Here is a 19,578-nt window from a genome sequence, read left to right as displayed (position 1 = left end):
AGAAGATGACGACCGAAGAGAACAGCTCCATGCGAAGTTCTTGCACGAGCTTCGCATGAAGCTGTTCCCGCGTTCCCTGGCTGGCGGCTGGTTTTTTTATAGTTCGTTTATTCATTCACGGCAAGGCCGCTTACCCATGTTTTTCGGATGCGAAATTCGTTATCCGTCCATACAAGATCAGCCAGCTTGCCTTCCGCAATACTGCCGGTCTGCTCCCAAATATGCAGACGGCGGGCCGGGTTGCCGCTGGCAAGGCGACTTGCCTGCCACGGTTCAAGGTCCGAGTGCTCCAGAATATATCGAAATGCCTGGATCATTGTCAATGTGCTGCCGGCCAGATTGCCTTCCTTGGCCAGCGTAGCAACGCCGCCCTTCACATGGACATCCAATTCCCCAAGCTTGTAGCAGCCGTCTCCAAGACCTGCGGCTGACATGGCATCCGTAATCAGTACAACTTGCTCTGCGGGCTTGGCCTTCAGCAGCAACCGGATTGCAGCGGGATGAACATGGTGTCCGTCGGCAATGACCTCGGCACAGATGCTGTCCTGTGTCAGAACGGCTCCTGCAGTTCCCGGCTTGCGATGGTGGAGCGGTGTCATGGCATTAAACACATGGACAGCTTGCGACAAGCCGTGCTCCGCCGCTTCCACGATGGTCTCATAATCTGCGTCCGTATGTCCGGCAGCGGCAATAATGCCGTGTTTATCCAGCCAAGAGATCAGCTCCATGGCTCCTTCAGCTTCGGGAGCGAGCGTAAGCTGGCGGATCAGGCCCGGATAATGCTCGTTCCAGCTTTTGACCCAGCTGAGTTGGGGCTTGGCGATATAAGCCGGGTTCTGGGCTCCCGGCCACTTCGGGCTAATGAAGGGGCCTTCAAGATGCACACCTATTAGCCGGGCATATGCGCCCGAGTGTTCCTGGAATTCAGCCGCGCAGGCAAGCACACCCTCAATATCCTCCCGGGATGCGGTAACCGTTGTGGCCAGCAGGCCTGTCGTGCCCTGGCTGGCATGGAAACGGGATATTGCCTCATACCCTTCAAGAGAGATATTCATGTACTCGCTGCCGTCTCCGCCATGAACATGCATATCAATAAAGCCGGGAAGCATGTAGCCGCCCTCTCCGTCAATGACCGTCGCCCCCTCAGGCGCTTCGGCTTCTTCCCCAATATGAACGGCAGCAATGATGCCGTCCTCAACAGTTAATGCTCCTTTGTCAATGCTGTTCTCCAAAATCAAATGTACATTATGAATGTACCAATTGGAACCGTGTTCCATCCTCAATCAAATCCCTTCCTGCATCGGCGTCAAGCAGAACGATAACATTCGCATGGGTTTGCAGCAGGGAAGCCGGGCATTCGGTCGTGATCGGTCCCTGCAGCGCCTTCTTCACAATGGCGGCTTTATCGCCCCCTCTGGCTACAAGAATGATCATTTTTGCTTTCAAAATCGAGCCTACACCCATGGTGAAGGCAAATTCCGGCACCTGCTCGGCCTGATCAAAAAAACGCGCATTTGCTTTCCTTGTTTCTTCCTTCAGCTTGACCACATGGGTTCTGCCATGCAACTGGGCATCCGGCTCGTTAAAACCGATATGTCCGTTGTGTCCGACCCCAAGGAGCTGTACATCAAGCGGTTGCTGGGCCAGCATCTCGTCGTATCTGCGGCACTCTGCCTCAGGATCAGCCGCGAGCCCGTCAGGAAGGTGGGTATTGCCCTTCCCCAAGTCCAGATGCTTGAACAGGTGGTCATTCATATAGCGGCTGTAGCTTTGCTCATGATCGGGAGCCAACCCGACATATTCATCTAGATTATACGTTGTAACATGGCCGAAGGAAAGCTTGGTGCGGGACGCTTCTTCAATAACAGCTTTGTAAATGCCGACCGGAGTGGAGCCTGTAGCAAGTCCCAGCACTGGGTGCTGCTTCTCTCTGACGATAGTGTTGATCAGATGCGCCGCATACCGGTCCAGTTCTTCCTGCCTATCAAACCGTTTAATGATCATATAGCTCATCTCCCTTGTTTATATGCTTTAATTATAATCAAAAGATTAACATCCAACAATGATTTTGATTGCAAAAATCATAATAATGATTTAAATTTTCAAAAAATAATCTGATGCCTACCCTCAACTTGCGACGGGGATAGGCACTGGGTTATGATGGACGGTAAGCATAAAGTATTATATCGGGTCACAGCTATGACGAAAAAGATATAGGATAAGCCAAAGTTTCACACGAACCTGACTTTTATTCGTTTCAACTATATAGATTTATCGGATTGCGGGACTTAAGGCCCCTTCCGACAAGTCCATCCGCGCGGCAGCAATAAAAGCCTGAGGGTGGCGGAAGGAGAGAATAACAATTGGCAGCGGAATTTAACCATGTACATAAAGAAGCACAATCAGCAGCAACAGCAAAACGCAAAGGGGAACATATCCGAATTTGCCTGGAGGAACAAGTTGTGGCTGAAGGCATCGCTACGGGGCTAGACAACGTCCGGTTTCGCCATCGCGCTTTGCCCGAGCTTGCATTCGATAGCATTTCCCTGGAATCGGAGTTTCTGGGTAAAAAGATCGGGACGCCGCTTATGGTCAGCTCTATGACTGGCGGAACAGCGGAAGCGGGAGAAATTAACCGGAGATTGGCTGAAGCCGCCCAGCAACATGGATGGGCGATCGGACTCGGTTCCATGCGGGCAGCAATAGAGAACGAGAGGCTTGCCTCCACATTTCAGATTAGGTCTTATGCACCGGACGTACCGATTATTGCCAATCTGGGCGCGGTGCAGTTAAATTACGGATACGGAATCGATCAATGCCGGAAGGCTGTAGATCTGGCGGAGGCCGATGGGTTGGTACTCCACTTGAACAGCATGCAGGAAGTATTTCAGGCCGAAGGGGATACGAACTTTAGCAACCTGCTCGGTAAAATCGAACAGATCTGCCGCTCGCTTGATGTCCCTGTCGGCATCAAGGAAGTGGGCTGGGGAATTGATGGCGATACTGCGCAATCCCTCATGTCGGTTGGTGTGGCTTTTATCGACGTTGCCGGAGCAGGAGGGACATCCTGGAGTCAGGTTGAGAAGTATCGCAGCTCCGATACAATGAAGCGTCTGGCTGCTGAAACCTTTGCGGACTGGGGAATTTCGACTGCAGATTGTATTGCGGACATTCGCGCCAAAGCCCCGACGGCGCGAATCATTGGCAGCGGCGGCTTGCTCCATGGCGTGCACGCAGCGAAGGCAATCGCACTCGGCGCCGATTTGGTCGGATTTGGAAGGGCGCTGCTTCCCAGGGCAGCAGTTACAGAAGAAGGGGAAATTTGGGAAGAAGCGCTGCATGATCAGTTTCGCCGGATCGCCTTCGAGCTTAAAGCCGCAATGTTCGGAATTGGGGCAGGCAGTATCGAAGAGTTGCAGCATACGACCCGGCTTGTGAAGTAAAGGAGCTGAACTGGCTGTCCATTCTCATGGATTCGTCTGCTGTTATTTAATCAGACCTGTGCCTTCTATCGTAACGCGGGTTTGAACATCGAATTCAATGTTCGGATAGATGCCCTGCCACTCTTGCCAGGATTTGTCCCCGCCGCTGTAATGTGTTGCTCGATATTTAAGGCCAAAGCCTATAGGGTCGACGCCTTGTCGCTGAAATTTTTTGAGCAACCGTACAACGGACTTGCTGTATTGCTTCGCAAGCTCTTGCTCAATTGAAGCCCAATCTTTATCAAAAACCAATTTCGGCGCTTCTTCCAGCAAACCGTGGATTTTGATACGCATCTCGACTACTGGTTTGCCCTGAGCATTATTTTTGATTTTAAACCTGGATTGAATTCTGCCGACAGCAAGCACATACGGATCTTGTTCGACATTCCCTCCAAGGCTCGATTTTAAATACTTATTTGTAATCTGGTTATAAAGCTGAGTTTCCTCCGGACTAAGGATGATGATCAGCTTTTTCTTATTTAAAACCCCGGCCTGGCTAATTCGATACGTTTCATTTTCAGGCATGATAATCGGAAGGACGGGATCAATGCCCTTTTCAGTGCGTCGTTTTCTCATTCCAAATATATACTCGGTTACCGTATACGACGAATCCGTTCCTTCCTTGCCGAAGCTGAGAAATAACGTATTGCCCGGATACCGCTCGTTTTTCGGTTGAATCTTCAATATAGCCTCCGCAGTAGGATGGCCAATCGTGACATTGGCAATCATCTGAATATCTCTTCGGCGAGTCATCCAATTTATAGCTTGATCCATCTCCTTGCGGGCGAGCTTCTCTCCAATCATAAAAATTTTGCAGTGGCCAAAATCCAATTCCTTATCCACGTAAGCCTTCAACTCGCGTACACCTTCCGCTATCGTTTTTGCATCTATGGTCTCCAACTGGGATTTCCCTGCTCCTGGCTCAATTTTAGGGGAAGTGACGGCAAGCCGCAATGTAACCCGGAAGGGCTTATTTGGATTATCGCTGTGGTCAATGCCTGTGGCAACGACAAAAAAACGTTTGTCGATATCTTTGAACCCGCAGCCTCCTAATACAAGGCTTGCTATGAAAACGAAGAGGACAGTAAAAATCAGATGTCTCATTTGGATTCAGACTGCCCCTTTACTTTGAACTTGGATTTGGATTTGAGCCTGTAAGCAAGCCAGCATATCCAGATTACAGATAAAATCTCGGCAAATAAACGAATTATGAGCCAGACTGTCGCAATGGAAAAGTTTTGCTTTTCATTTACTACACCGCTGTAAATAATGGCTATCAGGCCAAATGCTCCGCAAATGATCCAGTTGATTTTAGGGATCTTTTCTGGGTCCAAATGCGGCTTGTGCGATTTTGAGGTGCTTTTCAAAAATTCCATTGCTTTATGCCAGCCAAACGTTGTAAACAATAGCGTCAAATTCAGATACAAGATCAGATACAGGAAGAGCACGCGCTCTATAAAGCCGTACTCCATCTTCATGGAATCGGCAGTAATGCTCCAGATAAACAGGTATTCATCTACGGCTTCCGTTCCGTGAAAGCCGATCGGAATGAAAATTGAGGTGAACATGGCAAGCGTGCCTACCAAAGGGATGATCCAGCGGTGCTTCAACCGAAAGTTGGGCGGCAGCGCCCGGTTTAGTATCGACATATTGAGATAGCCTGAAAATATGTAGGTGGCAGCAGCGAAAGACACTAGATTGGGTGGCATTCTGAAATAATTCGCTACGGTATGCATGGCATCCCAGTCCAGATCAGATGTGAAAATCCCTTTGCCAAGCACAAACATAACAAGCGGAGCGTTAATAATAATTAATACTTCCAAAGCAAACACCAGAGACAATGTTGTTCGGGTCGAACAATAAATACAGGTAGCAATCAGCAAATACAGCACGACATTCGAGCTTGTATCCGGGTTGTAAAATCGGTTGATAACGACGGAGAAAGCTACCAGCACGATGGTTGAGCCTAAAAAGTAAAGGGCGGCAAGCATCCACATGAAAGGGACTACCAACCATCTGGGATAATGATCAAACAAAATTTCCGGAACGGCCTTGCCCGGGAACCTGCTTATGGAGGAAGAGAACAGCAGGGCGAGCATCGTCCCGAACGGAATGGCTAAAAGGAGGGAAGAGATTCCCCCTGAATAGCGATTCTGGATGATGATATTAGGCACAAACATCATAATATTGATAAGAAGCACATACAGGAAGCTGTAATAAAAATATCGGTTCATGAAGAGCTCACCTGCCCCAGGTCACCTTCTGCGTTTCGGGCTGGTTTGCGATGTATTCTGAAATAGGGAACCCCGAAACTTCTTATGCTTGATAAATATACTAAATAACAGAACATGCCGATGCAGACACCGGTGATGCCATAGAAAACAGCCAAAAAGATCAACGGGTATTTTAAAAAGCGGATTGCAAACGCCAAGGAGTTGTTCGGAATAACAAAGTTTGAAATCGCAACGACAGAAGTGACGATGATCATGATGCTGCTCACAAGACCTGCCTGTTGAGCGGCTTGCCCGAGAATAAGACCGCCCACTGTCGTGCCAGTAGAACCAATGTAGCGCGGCAGGCGTACGCTGGCCTCTACCAGCATCTCAATCATAAAGAGCATAACCAGCACCTCAATGAACGACGGGTAAGGAACGGCGGAGCGGCTGCCGGCAATGGAGAAGGCTAGTTGCACCCGAAAAAGCTCCGGATTATAGGAGACAATCGAAATGTACATTGCTGGCAGCGTCACGGTCATCAATACAGAAATATAGCGCATCACCATCAGCGTCCGGCTCATCCAGAAGGATTCATACTGGTCATCCATCGTGTTCATCAAATCATAAAAGGTTATGGGCAGAATAATGCCGAACATGCTGCCGTGAATCAGAATGATCACCTTGCCCTGAGCAATGCTGTTGCTGATTCGATCAGGGCGTTCGGTAATCAAAGTTGTAGGAAACAATTGCTTGCGATTGCCGCCGAGCTCTCTAACAATCTCACCAGCGGAATGCAGCATATCGGCATTAATTTCGAGGATTTTCTTTTTTACATTTTTCAGCACTTTGTCATTGACTCTGCGATTGTCAAACAAAATAGCGATTCTCGTCTTGGAGGAGACGCCAAGAGTTCGTTCTTCTACAGCCAGGTTCGGCTCGGGATAGCGGTTGCGAATCAGGTTCAGCCCATCCTTCAAATCTTCTGTCAAGGCAATCTGAGGACCCTGAATGGAACTTTCCACCTGGGTATTCTGGTTCTCAATCCGGATGTTCCGGGAAGCGTCGTAGGAGTAGTATTTGGAATTGATATAGATAAGTACATAGCCGCGCAGCAGGGAACTAGCCCACTCGGTCATTTCATGGATCGGCTTGAACTCGGAGCTGAATTCCACGATCTCCTCAAACGGCTTAAAGTTGCGTGAAAAAGGAACGAAAATGGCTTCGGAAATTTTACTTTCATCGCAGAGAGAATCGATATAGGCTACCTCAATGCTAATGTCGTCATTTTTCATTCGTTTTGTAATTAGATCCTTGGAATCGGCAAACATAGTCAAAATTCTGTTAATCATCAGCGCTATCCTCCGACATGAATGATTCTGTTAGTATGCTGCGAATTCTTTCCGCTTATTCCCATTCGATAAAATCGGGTGAAGTTCGGCAAGTGCCTGAGGGAAGTTATTGGAGGAAACGTCTTTTTTTGATATGCTCTATATTAGGCAAGAAACAGGACAGAAAGGGGCAACTTCGTGTCGGAATGGTATGAACGAAGCTTCGGAGCGGATTATTTGCTTATCTATAAGCATCGAGACTGGGATCATGCTCACGAAGAAGTGAACAAGCTAGTAAGTTGGATGAAGCTTGTCCAGGAGGCAGATCTGCTGGATGTCGGCTGCGGAATGGGGAGACATTCGTTGGCTTTGGCCGATCTGGGGTTCCGGGTCACAGGTTTCGACCTGTCCGTCAAGCTGCTTGATGAGGCCCGTCGCAAAGACGAGCAGGCTAAAGTCAGATTCATTCATGGCGATATGCGAGAGCTTCCCTTTGGCGACGGAGAGTTTGATGTTACAGTAAACTTGTTTACCTCATTCGGTTATTTTAATGAGGAAAAGGATAATCTTCAGGTACTTCGGGAGCTGAGACGTGTGCTGCGACCGAATGGCCGTTTTGTTATAGATTATTTGAATCCGTGTTATGTGCGGGACCACTTGGTTCATCAATCCATCCGTCAGGACGATGAGGCAGGGTGTACAATTATCGAGACTCGAGAGGCTGATGAGCATTGGGTAAAAAAGCATATTGAGCTGCGGTTTGAGCATGAGGTCCGGCATTATTTCGAGCAGGTTCGGTTGTATCCGGTTGCATGGTTTGAAAAAGCCTTGAGCGGTGCAGGGCTTGAACTGACAGATATATGTGGTGATTATGACGGCGCAGCCTATGATGAGTTGAAATCCAAGCGGCTGATCATGGCCGGAAAGGTTAGGATATGAAATCGGAGGCGTTTGCAGTAAAGAGTGTGGAGTGGGGCGAGGGCTGGATTCAGGTCAAGGTTCCGTTGCCGTTCTCTCTTCGTTGGGTAAACAGTTATCTGATTCCGGAAATCAATGGCGGCTATGCCTTGATTGATCCCGGCCTTCATACGGCTGAGGCAAAATCTGTATGGGAATGGGCATTTGCAAGATATGGAATTTCCACGACCGATGTTAAGCGAATTGTGCTGACCCATCAGCATCCCGATCATTACGGGCTGGCCGGCTGGTTTCAGGAGCGCAGCGGCGCACCTGTTTTGATGTCAGCTCTCTCTCACGAATATGCTGTTCGAATGTGGGGGGAGGACAAAAGCATGAGCCAGGCGTGGGTTCGTCTTTTTGCTCGGCACGGGTTGCCAGGGGACTTGTTGACCCAGTTGGAACCGCATCTGGAAAGCTTCGTCAGTCAGGTCTCGCCGCAGCCCGAGGTAACCTATTTGCCGCTTGAAGGTACAATTTCATTAGGAGGAAGGGAGTGGGAGATTGTCCATACTCCAGGCCATGCGAGCGGTCACCTGTGCTTCTACAACAGAGAGTTGCGCTACATGCTGTGCGGAGATCAGGTACTCCCGGATATTACCCCTAATGTGAGCGTTATACCGGGCGATCCAGACCGCAACCCGCTGCTGTCCTTCCTGAACAGTCTCAAGCGGCTAAGCCGTTATGAAGTTGAGATGGCGTTCCCTGGTCATCGCAATCCGTTCCCCAACTTTGCGGAACGATTGATGGACTTGAACGGCCATCATGTGGGGCGGCTTGCCGAACTGGAGGGCTGGCTGGAACAGCCTCAACAGGCTTACGCATTATGCGCGCGCATGTTCGGGAAGCGAACGCAAAATAATATTCACCAGTTGCGCTTCGCTATGTCGGAGACGCTGGCGCATCTGTTCTATCTGGAGGAAGCCGGGCGAATCAAGAGCGTAGAGCACGCATCCGGTATCTTGTACCATCGCACAGGCGGCCCGCACTCGGTATAATCGCGGGCATAACGCTGATTTCCTTTTCCCGGTTGGGACAAAACTGGTCTAAAAATGGACAGGGTCCGCATACATAATAGTATCAAGCAAGTGCAGCTGTCGTGAATGCTAAAGGCGGCCGCCGGGCCCACACGAATCGCTTGTCCTTGCAACCGGGAGGAACCTATTAATGATGAAACGTCAACGTTGGATGGTAAAGGCAGTACCTGCCGCCATTATCGCGGCATCTTTGCTGATAACAGGGGGATGCGGTCTGTTCTCCAAACAGGCCAGTACAGAGATTGATCCGCCGCCTGCCGGATTGCAGGAGAACAGCAAGGCGCTTGAAGAAGGACAGGCCTTGAATCAGGGTGAAGGAAACCAGTTGACGGTCTATTTGAAGGATGGGAACGATTATATTGCCCCTGTCACCTTATCCGTTCCGCTGAATGGGGATAAGAAGCCGGAGCAGGTTGCACTTGAGGTTCTGGTGGCTGAAGGGCCATATGCCAACCAACTGCCGGAAGGCTTCAAGCCGGTGATTTCCAAAGGGACTGTTATCAACAAGCTGGATATTATCACGGATCAAGAGCTTGCCATTGTAGATTGGAATGAGCATTTCACGGATTATAACGGACCGGATGAACGGAGAATTGTAGAGGCGGTTACATGGACGCTGACAGGATTCCCGGGCATCAAGCAGGTACAGTTCTGGCAGGAAGGGGAGAAGCTGTCCGAAATGCCTGTCGATGGCTTCCCGCTAGCCCAAACGCTGTCGAGGAACGTCGGAATCAACCTGGAGCGTTCCGAAGGTATTGATCTTTCCCGTTCAACACCGGTTACCCTCTATTTCTCCTCGGTTACTCCGGCCGATACCCAATACTATGTCCCGGTGACGCGCCTGATTGACCGCAGTGAGGATGTGGCTACAGCTGCTTTAAAAGAGCTGATCGCCGGGCCTGAGGCGACCAGTCCTTTGAACAGTGTGATGACCCAGGACCTGGAGGTAGGCAGCATCAAGATTGACAAGGATATTGTCACCGTAGATTTGCAAGACCAAAGCTACAAAGATGGCCAGCTAATGCCCTCAGAGTTGATTCAGTCCGTTATCTTGTCCCTTGCGGAGAATACGGGAGTGAGCAAAGTTCAAGTTCAGCTGAACGGCAGCGATAATGTAAAGGACACCGATAATCGCGACTATAGCCAGCCCGTTGATCGCCCTGTTCACGTCAATGCAATCAAATCCTGAGCGCAGATAACGATACAGTGAAATATAGGCCTTAAAAAGAAGGAAGCCGCAGCCTCAAGCAAGAGGTGCGCGGCTTCTTTCTCTGCGCTTGGGGCAAGTTTCAACGGGAAGGGGTGCTTTTGCCCTTCTATTTTGGTAAAATGGGGGGTAGTTCAAATTCAGGAGGCAATGAAATGAGAACGGATGGAAGGCAATTCAATCAATTAAGACCGGTAAACATGACGATAAATCCGAATAAACATGCAGAAGGTTCGCTATGGATTGAAATGGGCGACACCAAGGTGCTGTGTACGGCGACAGTGGAAGACCGTGTGCCGCCTTTTATGAAAGGACAAGGCAAGGGCTGGATCAATGCGGAGTATTCCATGCTGCCGCGCGCTACGCAGACTCGCAATCAGCGTGAATCAGCCAGAGGCAAGCTGACAGGAAGAACAATGGAGATTCAGCGACTGATCGGCAGGGCGCTCCGCTCTATCGTGGACTTGCAGGCACTGGGAGAGCGCACTATTATGCTCGATTGCGATGTGATTCAGGCGGATGGAGGCACGCGTACAACATCCATTACAGGAGCTTTCGTCGCTATGGCACTTGCAATACATAAGATTAGCCATCAGGTGCAGTTCACGCGCTACCCGATTACGGATTATCTGGCATCCGTCAGTGTAGGGATCAATCAGGACACGACGCTGCTTGATTTGAATTATGAGGAAGACTCCAAAGCCAAGGTCGATATGAATGTAGTGATGACCGGTTCCGGCAAATTTGTAGAGGTTCAGGGGACTGGCGAGGAAGCGCCCTTCACGCGTCTAGAATTGAACAGCATGCTTGAAACAGCCGAAACAGGCATCTATGAGCTGATTGCCCGGCAGAAGGAAGCGCTCGGAGAAGCCGGCCTCCGAATTGGAGGTACGAAATCATGAAACTGAGCGGAAGCGCGATCATTGTTGCGACCCAAAACAAGGGTAAGGTTAAGGAGTTCGCCCATGCCTTTGCGAAGCTCGGGATGGACGTCAAGAGCATGTATGATTTTGAACATTTGCCGGATATCGTGGAGGATGGGGCGACCTTTTTCGACAATGCCCTGATCAAGGCCAAAGCGGTCGGTGACCGACTCGGCGTGCCTGTACTCGCAGATGACTCCGGTCTTTGCGTTGACGTACTGGACGGAGCGCCGGGCGTATACTCCGCCAGATATGCCGGCGAAGGGGCGGGGGACGCCGCCAATAACGTCAAACTGCTGCAGGAACTGAAGGATAAGCTCGCCGGGCAAGAAATCCAATTCGATTCGACGCTGGTTCTGCCAACGGATCTCACTGCGTTAAGCAGCGCCCGCTTCGTATGCAGCCTGGTCATCTATGATCCCTCAAAAGGCACTGTATACCATACAGATGGAACAGCAGAAGGGTATATCATTGATCGTGTACTTGGGGAAGGCGGCTTCGGGTATGACCCGCTGTTCTGGGTTCCGCAATTTGGACGGACAATGGGACAATTGACAACCGAAGAGAAGCAGTCCATTAGCCATCGCGGGCATGCTTTGGCCAAACTGATGAAGGAGCTGGCCCCTGATCATTAAAGATCGGGGAGCAGCTCCCTTGTTATTTGATGGAAACTTTGTAGGTTTGCAGCCATTGATTAACCTGAATCAGATAGGCGAATAGCTGCGGGCCGGACATTAATTGGCCGAACCATGGGATGTTGGAGGACGCATCAGTAGATTGAATAAGTTCCTGGACTTTCTTCACGTTGATGAGCGGCAGCAGTGGTGATGATGGATCATCAAGGACTGCTGTCAGTCTTTTTTGCACCGCTGTCAGGTAGTTGGGGTTATGCGTTTTGGGATAAGGGCTTTTTTTACGAGTTAGAATATCATCCGGGAGAATCCCGCGCAGCGCGCGCCGTAAGATGCCTTTCTCCCGGTCTCCGGAAGTTTTGATCTCCCATGGGATGTTGAAGACATAATCAACCAATCGGTGATCGCAGAAGGGAACGCGCACCTCAAGGCCGACAGCCATACTCATCCGGTCTTTGCGGTCAAGCAAGGTCGGCATGAATCTCGTAATATTGAGATAGGACATGATGCGCATTCGTTTCTGCTCCGGTGTCTCATCATCCAGATGAGGAACTTCCGCAATAGCATCGGAATAGCGGTCTTTTACATACTCAAGCGGTTTGATCCACGCGGCGACATCGGGCGATAGCAGCTCGGAGCGCATGACGGAGGACAAGGCCCAAGGAAATGTGTTGGCGTTAAGAGCTTCCTCGCGGTGAAACCACGGATAGCCGCCAAATATTTCGTCCGCGGCTTCTCCAGAGATGGCGACGGTAGCGCCTTTTTTAATTTCCCGGCAAAACAAATAAAGCGAGCCATCGACATCAGCCATTCCCGGCAAATCGCGGGCTGTCACGGCCGCATCCAAGGAACCCGCCAGCTCCGGCGTATCAAATTGAATATAGGTATGCCTGCTTCCTAAATAATCGGACATAATCTGAATAAAAGGGGCGTCTGAATTGGGCTGGAAGGCATGGGCTTTGAAATGCTTGTCATTATCCGTATAATCCACCGAATACGTCTCGATAGACCCCAAACCGCCGCTTTTGTAATGAGCCGCCGCAATAGCAGTTAGTGCGCTGGAATCCAACCCTCCGGACAACAGTGTACAGACGGGAACATCAGAGGCCAACTGTCTGTGAACAGTATCCTTCAATAACCAGCGGACATGCTCGGCTGTTTGATCTACATTGTCGGTATGTTGTCTGCTCTCCAGTTTCCAGTAGGTGCGTGTTTTGACTCCTGAGCGGTCAACCACTGCATATTGACCGGGCAGTAATTCGGACAGATGGCGGTAGACGCCCTGTCCCGGTGTCCGCGCAGGGCCGTTCATGAACACCTCCGCGAGTCCTTCCGGTCCGACATCCGAAGGTACGGCAGGGTGGGCGAGAATCGCTTTCGGTTCGGAGCCGAACAGGAACAATCCGCCAATCTGGCTAATGAACAACGGTTTGACGCCTACACGGTCACGGGCCAGAAACAGATTCTCTTCCCTGCCATTCCAGATTGCAAAAGCAAAGATGCCGTTTAACCGGTCCAGACAGGCCATTCCCCACTCTATATAAGCAAAGAGCAGTACCTCTGTATCGCAGGTAGTTGTAAACCGCCGTCCTCTTTGCTCCAACTCTTTTTTCAGCTCGGGGGCGTTATACAGTTCCCCGTTGTACACGATGACATACGTATCGTCACCGGAATCACGGATCATCGGCTGGGCGCCGCCGGCCGGGTCCATTACACTTAATCGCCGGTGTCCGAGCGCGCAGTGGGTTGTAATCCAGGTTCCTGAGGCATCAGGTCCGCGTGGAGCCAGGGTATCTGTCATCCGCTCCAAGCTTTCACTTTCCTGAATCAAATTTTTTGTCCAGTCTATCCATCCGGTAATTCCGCACATGCCTCTCATTCCTCTCTGCCTTTTTTAAAATATAAGAATTTATAAACTTTCTTTTTATAAATGGCTTATATTTCACCACGAAACGAAGTTTATGCTCGTCAAAGGACGGCAAAGCCGTTTACGTTTGAACTATGGACAAACAACAGCCGTTAGCGCATAAGCAATAAACCAGGGTGTGAAAGGTATATGCGGTTTTCAGGCATAAAATGTCTGTCCCTCTGGGATGCTACAGAGGAAGACTAAAATAATGTAAAGGAGGCGGGCGAACCGATGGATACATCTTCGGAAGAGGCATTATACGAGCGGAAACCGTATTATGTCGCAGTAGGCGCCGGCCAAATTTTGGATGACCCGACTGTTGCAGCCTATGAGCTTGAAATTCTAGCCAATGAGGAAGAGCTTGGTCGGCTGCAGGAGCTTTTCGAGGAGTTAGCGAGTTGGGATGAAGCACAGACCCTTCATTTTGCCAAACCCTTTGTAAGCTTCTCCACAGAGCGTATCAACCTTGGCTATGACCATTTGCTCGGCAGAGTGTACAAGCTGCTGCATGAACTTGGTACAGAACAAACCAAATCCCATATTGAATCCATGAATCTGAATGTGGACAGCGACTAGATTCATAAGAATGCAGGTGTGAAGATGCAGCAGAAAGGAGGGCGAGCAGTTGACACAACAAAAAGATACCAAGGGCAATCATTACGAGGCTTCTGAGGAGTTTGCTGCAGAGGTTTTGGATAAAAATGTAAAACAGCCGGCGCAGAACAATCCGTCCCAAAGTGTAAAGAAATAAATATACAACCCCTTGCGCATTTCAGGCCTGTCGATGGACAGCGTGATGAATGCCAAGGGGTTTTTGAATGCGCTAAGTTTTTCTCCATTTTCGCAAAAAGGCGAAAAATTCAGCCCCGAACGTCTTGCATTCCTTCTTCAGTTTTCCTTCCCGTTCAAAGGCGAGCGCCGCATTGATTTCGCCCCCCATTAAAATGATAATTGAACTGATGTACAGCCAGATTAGGAGAACGATAACTCCGCCTAAACTGCCGTAAATTTTCGTATAAGAGCCGAACTGGTTGACATAAAAGGAAAAAAGTATGGACGTCCCAATCCAGCCCAGTGTCGTAAATAAAGAGCCGGGCAGCACTTCTTTGAAGGTAAGCTTGCGGTTTGGGGCTATACGGTACAGCAGCATAAATACACAGAGCATGATGGAGAGCGGGATGAGATATTTGACAATGCCCCATATTCGTTCAAAATCCGTTGGGAAAGCGGCTGCCACAAATAAATATTGGCCGATGGATTTTCCGAAAATGAGCATCAGCATCGCAACGAGAATAACAATAGCCAGTACAAGCGTTGCCAAAATCGAGATACCCCTTACTTTCCAAAAGGGACGATTCTCCTCTTCATCATAGGCTTTGTTGAGTCCTTTAATCATGGCATTGATGCCATTGGAAGCCGCCCAGATTGTAGCCAGCATGCCGAATGAAAGCAGTGTGCCGGAACTTGAAGAAGTAACCTCGATAATGATGCCCTCCACGATTTTCTCTGCTTCGTCCGGGATGACTGTGAAAAAATCAGCCATTAAATCTTCGGGGGAAAAGGATACATACCCGATCATGCTGATCACGAAGATTAAGAAAGGGAAAAAGGACAGGATCAAGTAATAGGTCAACTGGGCACCCAGTGCCGGTACCTCATCATCGTTAAAACGGTGGATCAGACAATTAAGCAGCCGGAGTGTTTTTCCTTGCTTCCGCATAGCTGGCCCCCTCGATGTGTTTATGCTTTTATTACCCGGGCAGAGCTTTCTCCAATCGAAAATTAAATCTCGTGCGGGCGGTCCGCAGATTCATTCTGAAATGCGAGTACCGCGTCAATTATGAGGCCGCTCAAGCAGGAGCGATTACGGACAGTATACGAGCATTTTTCCCTGTTATTGCCCCGAACATGCAAAGGAATTGTATATTGAAACCGTGTCGCGTGATGCGTATGAACAGCTTTACGTATGGACAATAGCGAGAAAAAGGTCCGGCATGTACAATGCCGGACCTTTTACGTAGTTCAAAATATTTTAATATGCTCAGAGAATTTACTGAATGGTTTGTGCCAGCAACACTGCATCATCGTAATCATTGTCTGTCCAGTCTTCAAAACCAAGTTGTATAAATGACAGTCCATTAGATTGAGAAGTAACTTTATAAGGTGATTGTCTCCATTGATTGTTTTGAGGATTTAAATTCCAAGCGGTTACGAACAGCCTGATTGGAGTTGGTCCGGTATTTTTTTCGGAGATCCAGTCGCTGTTTCCGTTACTACGATTATCTCTTTTTAAAATTTCGCTTAACTCGTTGTTGTAAATAATTATTGAATTTTCATTAGCTGCATTAAATCCAAATTGCAACTTTAATCGAAATCCCGGGTGAATGTTTAATTCAAAGGTGTGGTCTAATTCAATCGGATTATTTTTATTGGGACCCAGTGCAAGGGATACACTGTTTGAATTTAATAGATCTTTTAATGTTTTCTCAGCTGTCGTTGGCATTTTTAAATCAACTCTCTCTCGTGATATTTTATTACGCTTTTATTTTGGACTGAAACGGTTTTTTTATTCGGAACAAAAATGTTGCATTATGGAAAGTTATTTTTGTGAAAAAGCCAGAAAAGCCCGGCATGTACAATGCCGGACCTTAAATAGCTTGAAGTTGTGATTTAGGATTGAATGGGTCAGGAATTTAGCCTTACCTGTCTGCCTTGGCATCTCTTAACGCAGCGGCACGTCCCCGCTAGCTTCGCGCTCCGCCTGCTTGCGGTGGGCGATTCGGCTGGCCGCTGAAGCTGCAATGGCCCCGACGATATCGTCGAGGAAGGTGTGAATTTCCCCATCTGCTTTGCTGTTGAGCTTAACCAGAATACCCGGTTTAAGTTTATCCACGTAACCGAAGTTGGTGAAACCAATGCTTCCGTATACATTCACGATCGATAGCGCCAAAATTTCATCGCAGCCGTAAAGTCCCTCATCATGCTGAATCATTTCCTGCAATGGAGGGAGCAACTTGCCTTCTTCCGCCAGCATATCAAGCTGAATGCCTGTCAATACCGCATTTTGAACTTCCCGTTTGCTTAATACGGCCTCAACATTGACAATACACTCCTCTTGAGTGAGTTGCGGGAAATAGTCCTTTTGCAGAAAATATACCAGTTCTGCGATTGCTTCCTTCGTAACCCCCCGTTTGGTTAGCCAGATCTCTGTTGCTTCTGCGACTGCTTTGCTGTTCAAGCTGTACTTTGTTTTCTCCTGCATGATGGTGTGCCTCCCTTGGATGTGAGGATGTGAACCCGCCGAATCGGTAATCAGGGCTTGATCTGTTTTATAATACTACAAATGTACAGCTTGCACCAATCCCTCGAACGTGGGATAGGCACTAGGCTGGTTATTTAAGGGCTACAAGCAGCGCTCCTACAGCAATCAAAGCTACGCCGGCTGCGTTAATCCAGGAAAGCCTTTCTCCCAAAAACAGAACAGCCAGGACAACAGCAATTACAACACTTAGTTTGTCAATGGGGCCGACCTGAGATACCTTGCCGTACTTCAGCGCGAGAAAATAAAACAGCCAAGACAAGGCGCCCGCGGAGCCGCTCAGGACAATAAAGGTCATGGCCTTGCGCTGGGCAATAATTTCTCCAAGTTGCGAAAATTTCCCCTGCATAGCAACGACACCAATGAGAAACAGGGCCATAATGACAGCCCGAATCGCCGTAGCGGAGTTTGCATCAATACCTTTTAGTCCAATTTTTCCAAATATCGCTACTAACGCCGCAGATAGGGCGGAAAGCAACGAATACAGCAGCCACAATGGCATGTTGAACCCTCCTGTTTTTGCAGGTTATTTAAAATTACTATGATGCAATGTAACCGTTTGTTCGGAGAACTTGTGAATTTTTATCCGATGGGCTTACTTACTAATTATAGCAATATAGAGCGCTAAAATGTTAAATTATGTTTTTCATATAGGCACTATAGTATTCAGGCTAATTCTGGATTTTTTAAGTGTTTGTTCAATATTGAAATACGGAGTAGATGTTCGTACCAAACAATTAAAGAAAGAATAGAATAGTATAGTATGGTTAAAAAAGGAAAAAAGGAGTGAAGTTATGTCTCAGGCTAATATTCCAAATATTACACCCAGCATATCCATCTCCAGAGACGAGGCTATCAACCTTCTGTTAGCTTCTATTGCTATTGAGGAATTGGGGATCGGACATATCATTAACTCAGAAGCTGAAAAAATTCAGTATGCTGTCGGTACGCTTCCGGGATTGTCTGTACCTGCGACTGTTAGCGATTTGCTCGCTGTGAATGCCAGCGTAAGAGAAACAATGGGTCAATTAATGAAGAAACAATTATTGCTGCAGTCCAATCTGGAAATGATTTTGTCTGCGCCTTCTTTTACAGGCCCAACTGGCGCCACCGGCTCGACAGGTCCTGCAGGAGGTCCGGCCGGGCCAACCGGACCTGCTGGGGCAACAGGCGCTACCGGTGCAACAGGGATAGGGATAACAGGGCCAACCGGACCAACCGGTCTCCAAAGCGGAACAGCACTATTTAGCCTGATTGGCACATCCGGAGAAGCACCGATAGATTTCGATGGAGGACTTACATTTGTATCCGACAGTTTATCTGTTGAAGTAAGCCAGGGATCATCGACAACCGTACGTATTGAAAGTCTGATTGATCCAATCGGGGTGACAGGCGCGACCGGAGCAACAGGAACCACAGGGGCAACAGGCTCGACGGGTTCAACGGGAGTGACGGGAAGCACTGGAAGTACCGGAGGAACAGGCTCGACGGGTTCAACGGGAGTGACGGGAAGCACTGGAAGTACCGGAGGAACAGGCTCGACGGGAGCAACCGGAAATGCCGGAAACACCGGAGGAACAGGCTCGACGGGTTCAACAGGCGTGACAGGAAGTGCCGGAACTACTGGCCCAAAGGGAGCCACAGGAAGCGCCGGAACCACTGGTGAAACTGGTCCAACGGGCCCAACTGGAGTAACCGGAAGCGCTGGAACCACTGGTGTAACAGGCCCAACAGGAGTGACAGGAAGCGTCGGAACCACTGGTGCAACTGGCCCGACGGGTTCAACGGGAGTGACGGGAACAACAGGCTCAACGGGTTCAACAGGGGTTACGGGAAGCACAGGAACCACTGGTGTAACAGGCCCCACGGGTTCAACAGGAGCAACAGGAAGCGCGGGAGCTACCGGAACAACAGGCCCAACAGGAGCAACAGGAAACGAAGGAACCACCGGAGCAACGGGCCCCACGGGTTCAACTGGGGTAACAGGAAGCACAGGAACCACCGGATCAACGGGTTCAACAGGGGTAACGGGAAGCACGGGAAGTACCGGAGTGACAGGCTCGACGGGTTCGACTGGAGTGACAGGAAGCGCGGGAACCACTGGTATAACTGGCCCGACGGGTTCAACGGGAGCAACAGGAACCACCGGAGCAACGGGTCCAACAGGAGTGACAGGAAGCGCAGGAACCACCGGAGCAACAGGCTCGACGGGTTCAACGGGAGTAACGGGAAGCACAGGAACCACCGGAGCAACAGGCCCAACGGGTTCAACAGGAGTAACAGGAAGCGCGGGAGCTACCGGAACAACAGGCCCAACAGGAGCAACAGGAAACGAAGGAACCACCGGAGCAACGGGCCCAACGGGTTCAACAGGGGTAACAGGAAGCACAGGAACCACCGGAGCAACAGGCCCAACGGGTTCAACAGGAGTAACGGGAAGCACAGGAACCACCGGAGCAACAGGCCCGACGGGTTCAACGGGAGCAACAGGAACCACCGGAGCAACAGGTCCAACAGGAGTGACGGGAAGCGCGGGAACCACTGGTATAACTGGCCCGACGGGTTCAA

At 49.5% G+C, this 19,578-nt stretch carries 19 protein-coding genes; 9 read left to right on the top strand and 10 right to left on the bottom strand.

Annotated features, from left to right (window positions below; all coding sequences use genetic code 11):
* Positions 1–107: 107 nt before the first annotated feature.
* A complete protein-coding gene (gene nagA, locus JFN88_RS12180) occupies positions 108–1,277 on the bottom strand; it encodes an N-acetylglucosamine-6-phosphate deacetylase (RefSeq protein WP_199019858.1) in 1,170 nt (389 codons plus the stop codon).
* Complete coding sequence (gene nagB / locus JFN88_RS12175; RefSeq protein ID WP_199019573.1) at positions 1,246–2,004, bottom strand: glucosamine-6-phosphate deaminase; 759 nt, start codon at positions 2,002–2,004, stop codon at positions 1,246–1,248. Before nagB ends, nagA begins: the two co-directional genes overlap by 32 nt.
* Before the next feature lie 359 nt (positions 2,005–2,363).
* On the opposite strand from nagB, the gene fni reads away from it, so the two are divergent.
* Entirely contained in the window at positions 2,364–3,443 is a 1,080-nt protein-coding gene (gene fni, locus JFN88_RS12170; protein ID WP_199019572.1) for a type 2 isopentenyl-diphosphate Delta-isomerase, read from the top strand.
* 42 nt (positions 3,444–3,485) lie between these two features.
* On the opposite strand, the gene JFN88_RS12165 is transcribed toward fni, so the two are convergent.
* Genes JFN88_RS12165 through JFN88_RS12155 form a run of 3 tightly spaced genes read right to left on the bottom strand, consistent with a single transcriptional unit; the run spans position 3,486 to position 7,047 of the window.
* Entirely contained in the window at positions 3,486–4,586 is a 1,101-nt protein-coding gene (locus JFN88_RS12165; protein WP_199019571.1) for a Ger(x)C family spore germination protein, read from the bottom strand.
* The gene (locus JFN88_RS12160) at positions 4,583–5,716 is read right to left on the bottom strand and encodes a hypothetical protein (protein WP_199019570.1); all 1,134 of its coding nucleotides are present in this window, start codon (positions 5,714–5,716) and stop codon (positions 4,583–4,585) included. Before JFN88_RS12160 ends, JFN88_RS12165 begins: the two co-directional genes overlap by 4 nt.
* Positions 5,713–7,047: a spore germination protein gene (locus JFN88_RS12155; protein ID WP_199019569.1), complete on the bottom strand. Its 1,335-nt coding sequence runs from the start codon at positions 7,045–7,047 to the stop codon at positions 5,713–5,715. The genes JFN88_RS12160 and JFN88_RS12155 overlap by 4 nt, the downstream gene beginning before the upstream one ends.
* 177 nt (positions 7,048–7,224) lie before the next feature.
* On the opposite strand from JFN88_RS12155, the gene JFN88_RS12150 reads away from it, so the two are divergent.
* From JFN88_RS12150 to JFN88_RS12130, 5 genes are all read left to right on the top strand, one after another.
* The gene (locus JFN88_RS12150; protein ID WP_199019568.1) at positions 7,225–7,965 is read left to right on the top strand and encodes a class I SAM-dependent methyltransferase; all 741 of its coding nucleotides are present in this window, start codon (positions 7,225–7,227) and stop codon (positions 7,963–7,965) included.
* The gene (locus JFN88_RS12145; protein WP_199019567.1) at positions 7,962–8,981 is read left to right on the top strand and encodes an MBL fold metallo-hydrolase; all 1,020 of its coding nucleotides are present in this window, start codon (positions 7,962–7,964) and stop codon (positions 8,979–8,981) included. Before JFN88_RS12150 ends, JFN88_RS12145 begins: the two co-directional genes overlap by 4 nt.
* A gap of 169 nt (positions 8,982–9,150) precedes the next feature.
* A complete protein-coding gene (locus tag JFN88_RS12140) occupies positions 9,151–10,209 on the top strand; it encodes a GerMN domain-containing protein (protein ID WP_199019566.1) in 1,059 nt (352 codons plus the stop codon).
* Between the two features lie 173 nt (positions 10,210–10,382).
* A complete protein-coding gene (rph, locus tag JFN88_RS12135; protein ID WP_199019565.1) occupies positions 10,383–11,129 on the top strand; it encodes a ribonuclease PH in 747 nt (248 codons plus the stop codon).
* Positions 11,126–11,785, top strand: coding sequence for a non-canonical purine NTP pyrophosphatase (locus tag JFN88_RS12130; protein ID WP_199019564.1), 660 nt, complete (start codon positions 11,126–11,128; stop codon positions 11,783–11,785). The genes rph and JFN88_RS12130 overlap by 4 nt, the downstream gene beginning before the upstream one ends.
* Positions 11,786–11,807: 22 nt before the next feature.
* On the opposite strand, the gene asnB is transcribed toward JFN88_RS12130, so the two are convergent.
* Positions 11,808–13,652 carry an asparagine synthase (glutamine-hydrolyzing) gene (gene asnB / locus JFN88_RS12125; protein ID WP_199019563.1) on the bottom strand — a complete coding sequence of 615 codons (1,845 nt, stop codon included), beginning with the start codon at positions 13,650–13,652 and terminating at the stop codon, positions 11,808–11,810.
* 270 nt (positions 13,653–13,922) lie between these two features.
* Between asnB and JFN88_RS12120 the strand changes: the two genes are divergently transcribed.
* Positions 13,923–14,267: a hypothetical protein gene (locus JFN88_RS12120; RefSeq protein WP_199019562.1), complete on the top strand. Its 345-nt coding sequence runs from the start codon at positions 13,923–13,925 to the stop codon at positions 14,265–14,267.
* Between the two features lie 49 nt (positions 14,268–14,316).
* Positions 14,317–14,442 carry a hypothetical protein gene (locus JFN88_RS24850; protein ID WP_269846557.1) on the top strand — a complete coding sequence of 42 codons (126 nt, stop codon included), beginning with the start codon at positions 14,317–14,319 and terminating at the stop codon, positions 14,440–14,442.
* 72 nt (positions 14,443–14,514) lie between these two features.
* Here JFN88_RS24850 and JFN88_RS12115 read toward each other — a convergent pair whose 3' ends face one another.
* The 4 genes from JFN88_RS12115 to JFN88_RS12100 all read right to left on the bottom strand — a co-directional run bounded on the left by JFN88_RS12115 (position 14,515) and on the right by JFN88_RS12100 (position 17,512).
* Positions 14,515–15,411 (bottom strand): YihY/virulence factor BrkB family protein, encoded by an 897-nt coding sequence (locus tag JFN88_RS12115; protein WP_199019561.1) that lies wholly within the window; start codon positions 15,409–15,411, stop codon positions 14,515–14,517.
* Between the two features lie 330 nt (positions 15,412–15,741).
* The gene (locus JFN88_RS12110; protein WP_199019560.1) at positions 15,742–16,194 is read right to left on the bottom strand and encodes a hypothetical protein; all 453 of its coding nucleotides are present in this window, start codon (positions 16,192–16,194) and stop codon (positions 15,742–15,744) included.
* Between the two features lie 219 nt (positions 16,195–16,413).
* Positions 16,414–16,953 (bottom strand): phosphatidylglycerophosphatase A family protein, encoded by a 540-nt coding sequence (locus JFN88_RS12105; RefSeq protein ID WP_199019559.1) that lies wholly within the window; start codon positions 16,951–16,953, stop codon positions 16,414–16,416.
* A 130-nt stretch (positions 16,954–17,083) separates the two neighbouring features.
* Entirely contained in the window at positions 17,084–17,512 is a 429-nt protein-coding gene (locus JFN88_RS12100) for an EamA family transporter (RefSeq protein ID WP_199019558.1), read from the bottom strand.
* Between the two features lie 292 nt (positions 17,513–17,804).
* Between JFN88_RS12100 and JFN88_RS12095 the strand changes: the two genes are divergently transcribed.
* Positions 17,805–19,578: alpha-helical endospore appendage domain-containing protein (locus JFN88_RS12095; protein WP_199019557.1), on the top strand; the 1,774-nt coding region annotated here is incomplete at its 3' end.

This window comes from Paenibacillus roseus (genome assembly GCF_016424485.1).
In the GTDB taxonomy this organism is placed as follows: Bacteria; Bacillota; Bacilli; order Paenibacillales; family Paenibacillaceae; genus Paenibacillus_D; species Paenibacillus_D roseus.
The sequence above is the reverse complement of the archived record's forward strand: the minus strand, read 5'-3'. Positions and strand labels throughout refer to the sequence as shown.

Coding starts and splice junctions, on each gene's coding strand:
- nagA (WP_199019858.1), bottom strand. CDS start 1,277: ATGGAACACGGTTCCAATTGGTACATTCATAATGTACATTTGATTTTG.
- nagB (WP_199019573.1), bottom strand. CDS start 2,004: ATGATCATTAAACGGTTTGATAGGCAGGAAGAACTGGACCGGTATGCG.
- JFN88_RS12165 (WP_199019571.1), bottom strand. CDS start 4,586: ATGAGACATCTGATTTTTACTGTCCTCTTCGTTTTCATAGCAAGCCTT.
- JFN88_RS12160 (WP_199019570.1), bottom strand. CDS start 5,716: ATGAACCGATATTTTTATTACAGCTTCCTGTATGTGCTTCTTATCAAT.
- JFN88_RS12155 (WP_199019569.1), bottom strand. CDS start 7,047: ATGATTAACAGAATTTTGACTATGTTTGCCGATTCCAAGGATCTAATT.
- JFN88_RS12145 (WP_199019567.1), top strand. CDS start 7,962: ATGAAATCGGAGGCGTTTGCAGTAAAGAGTGTGGAGTGGGGCGAGGGC.
- JFN88_RS12140 (WP_199019566.1), top strand. CDS start 9,151: ATGATGAAACGTCAACGTTGGATGGTAAAGGCAGTACCTGCCGCCATT.
- rph (WP_199019565.1), top strand. CDS start 10,383: ATGAGAACGGATGGAAGGCAATTCAATCAATTAAGACCGGTAAACATG.
- JFN88_RS12130 (WP_199019564.1), top strand. CDS start 11,126: ATGAAACTGAGCGGAAGCGCGATCATTGTTGCGACCCAAAACAAGGGT.
- asnB (WP_199019563.1), bottom strand. CDS start 13,652: ATGTGCGGAATTACCGGATGGATAGACTGGACAAAAAATTTGATTCAG.
- JFN88_RS12120 (WP_199019562.1), top strand. CDS start 13,923: ATGGATACATCTTCGGAAGAGGCATTATACGAGCGGAAACCGTATTAT.
- JFN88_RS12115 (WP_199019561.1), bottom strand. CDS start 15,411: ATGCGGAAGCAAGGAAAAACACTCCGGCTGCTTAATTGTCTGATCCAC.
- JFN88_RS12110 (WP_199019560.1), bottom strand. CDS start 16,194: ATGCCAACGACAGCTGAGAAAACATTAAAAGATCTATTAAATTCAAAC.
- JFN88_RS12105 (WP_199019559.1), bottom strand. CDS start 16,953: ATGCAGGAGAAAACAAAGTACAGCTTGAACAGCAAAGCAGTCGCAGAA.
- JFN88_RS12100 (WP_199019558.1), bottom strand. CDS start 17,512: ATGCCATTGTGGCTGCTGTATTCGTTGCTTTCCGCCCTATCTGCGGCG.